Origin of the sequence: Klebsiella sp. C283 (genome assembly GCF_048822555.1) — a bacterium.
GTDB classification, from domain to species: domain Bacteria; phylum Pseudomonadota; class Gammaproteobacteria; order Enterobacterales; family Enterobacteriaceae; genus Klebsiella; species Klebsiella quasipneumoniae.
Genome location: NZ_JBMEZS010000053.1, coordinates 1 through 2,337, shown reverse-complemented (window position 1 = coordinate 2,337; position 2,337 = coordinate 1). Strand labels below are relative to the sequence as shown.

The window sequence follows — 2,337 nt, the reverse complement described above, 5'->3', positions numbered from 1 at the left end:
GAGACATCACAGCAGGAAGAAGAAGAGAAAGCAGACAGACAGCAGGGAGCAAGCCGGAAACGTAAAGATGCAGGCTGGAGAGAATATGTTTTTCATGCCGCCGGAAAGAAGCCATGAGAAACCGGCGGCATACCAGACGGGGCGTCAGGAACGGAGCTTATTTTCCTTCCTGAACTGCGCAACGCTATACCAGATTGAAGCCAGGAAAGCGAAAACGGTGATCAGGACACGAAATTCGTCACCCGGCTCTTTCCCCTTCAGCATCAGCGTTATGATGATGCCGGCAACGATAATCCACGCAATACCACTCCAGAGGCGCAGCTTATCCGCCACGACATTAATCAGAACAAAAGCAACGGCCAGGATAGCCCCCCACAGAGCCGGAACAGGCTGAAACGGAATAAAAAACAGGTTAATACCTGTTAAAAGCGTCACGGCAGCAAACATCAGAGACATACGCACAGATTACCCTCCCTGGACACACTGAGTAAGAAAATCAATTCTGCTGATCATCGCCCGGTTTATTATATTCGGGTGCATTTGCGCGCGGCAGCTGCTGACTGTTCAGTCGATGTACGCGGAACCGTTCATGGAAATATTCGCGCAGGTGTTCAGGCTGTTCCCGTTCAACAAGTTCCGGCATGACGGGCTTGTTCATGCGCTCCTGCCAGGCAACATCAGCAGCCACCTTATCGACGGCAACTTTGTCCTGCTCCTCCTTTGAAAAAGAGGCAATATTCCACTGCGACATACGCAAATTCAGCAAAAGAAGAAAAGGTACGCAGATATTACGCTCTTAATCCTTAACTGGCGACCTGTTGAGGTGAGGCCAGTACGCAGCGCCGCAGGTGTGGCGAACCGCCTCACCGGCAGGCGAAGCCTGCCAGGATTTTCGCGCGGCCGCACCGATCTGCGAAGCCGGGTAAGCTCCTCACAGATCGTGCCGTCTCAGACCTTAAACGGGGCGTCGGGCGCCCCGATATAGTATCAGTCCAGAGCCGCGTAAATAGCAGCGCATTCGTCATGAGAGTCAATGAAATTCCACAGCTGCGATTCCCGCAGCATCAGGTGGCGTGTCAGGGCAGCATCACCGCGTTCATGGTGCAGCCAGATACGGCGGTTGATCGCCAGCGCCGTAATGATAACTCCGGCCGCATCCGCGCTGACGGACCGATCAAACCAGTTATCCGGGGAAACGGTCACCGTCAGGCATCATGTAGCCGCCGCCCTCCGGAATACGGATGAAATGCCAGAAGCCTCCGCAGTAATCGGTGATGTGTTTCTCAGCGAGCGCATAGACCTGCATCTCTCCGGCCAGAAAATCGTTACCAAACAGATCCGGCAGGAACGAGAGACGGTCGGACTCCTCTACATTCAGCATGGTTTGACGGGCATGATACATAGCAACCTCCACAGGTTCATAAGATTGCGGCACCGGGTTGTGCCGTGCCGACACGACAGCCCGGCGGAAAGCGGAAGATGCAAGGGCGACACCGGAGGCCGCAGCGCAGATAAAGCACGAAGCTGGTCTGGACGGTTTTAGAGCGAAACCTGAGCGAGAAAACGACGGGAAGAACGGCGAGCTTCATAAAAAAACTGCGACCGGGCGAGGATGGCGGCGCCAGCGAACCCTTGCATCTGCAGCGGCCGGGCTAAAGTGAAGGCACGGCACTACCCGAAGCGATGCAGGAGATACAACATGAGCTCCCCTGTCGCGGTTTACGAGCGCAGGGAGAAAAGCAGAAGCTGGCATCGCGACGCGATGGCTGCGTATAAAGGCCGCAGACCGGAGGGAGGGGGCCGGACAAAGCGGAGCCGGCGGCAAAGACAAGCCGGCGACGTCCTTATCCGGTGTTGATGGCATGGCGCCAGTTTATCAGCTGCCCGTCACCAGGCGGCCCGGGAGACCTCTCGTTCTGAGCTTATCGGCGATCTGGTTTATCACTGGCCACGGAGATACCAATGTACATACCGCTTCCCCAGATAATCTGAGAGAGCACAAATAGCCACTGAGGGACGTCAACAATCAACAGCGGAAGAAGAGCAACCGTCACGATTAAAATCAGGCGGCTACCGAATTGCCGGCGCACCGGTTCAGCGGCGTCAACCGGGACGCCTGCATATCGCAGAACCTGCCTTAAACCCGTATTCATAATCACTCCACTCAGAATAAATGCACTGTACTTCAGTATATTACATTTTATTAGATAACGATTCTCCGGACTGGCAGCGATCCTTCTGAAATTTCCCTGTTTTTGCAGGAACAGCAAATGGTTACAGACAACGGCAACAAGATGACTTGAAAAAAAACGGCCTCCGCAAAATAATACTGTATAT

At 54.2% G+C, this 2,337-nt stretch carries 3 protein-coding genes and 1 pseudogene; all 4 read right to left on the bottom strand.

All coding sequences use genetic code 11. From position 1 onward, the window contains the following. Positions 1 to 144: 144 nt before the first annotated feature. Positions 145 to 462, bottom strand: coding sequence for a hypothetical protein (locus ACOI7Z_RS27070; protein ID WP_004118473.1), 318 nt, complete (start codon positions 460 to 462; stop codon positions 145 to 147). 34 nt (positions 463 to 496) lie between these two features. Beyond that, positions 497 to 751, bottom strand: a complete 255-nt coding sequence (locus ACOI7Z_RS27065) for a DNA polymerase III subunit theta (protein WP_004152754.1) — start codon at positions 749 to 751, stop codon at positions 497 to 499. 236 nt (positions 752 to 987) lie between these two features. Then, positions 988 to 1,402 (bottom strand): annotated as a pseudogene (locus ACOI7Z_RS27060) (antirestriction protein). Positions 1,403 to 1,922: 520 nt separating this feature from the next. Beyond that, positions 1,923 to 2,153 carry a hypothetical protein gene (locus tag ACOI7Z_RS27055; protein ID WP_004118481.1) on the bottom strand — a complete coding sequence of 77 codons (231 nt, stop codon included), beginning with the start codon at positions 2,151 to 2,153 and terminating at the stop codon, positions 1,923 to 1,925. Between the last annotated feature and the right edge of the window lie 184 nt (positions 2,154 to 2,337).

Excerpts from the sequence above, each read along its gene's own strand:
- ACOI7Z_RS27065 (WP_004152754.1), bottom strand. The coding sequence starts at position 751 with ATGTCGCAGTGGAATATTGCCTCTTTTTCAAAGGAGGAGCAGGACAAA.
- ACOI7Z_RS27055 (WP_004118481.1), bottom strand. The coding sequence starts at position 2,153 with ATGAATACGGGTTTAAGGCAGGTTCTGCGATATGCAGGCGTCCCGGTT.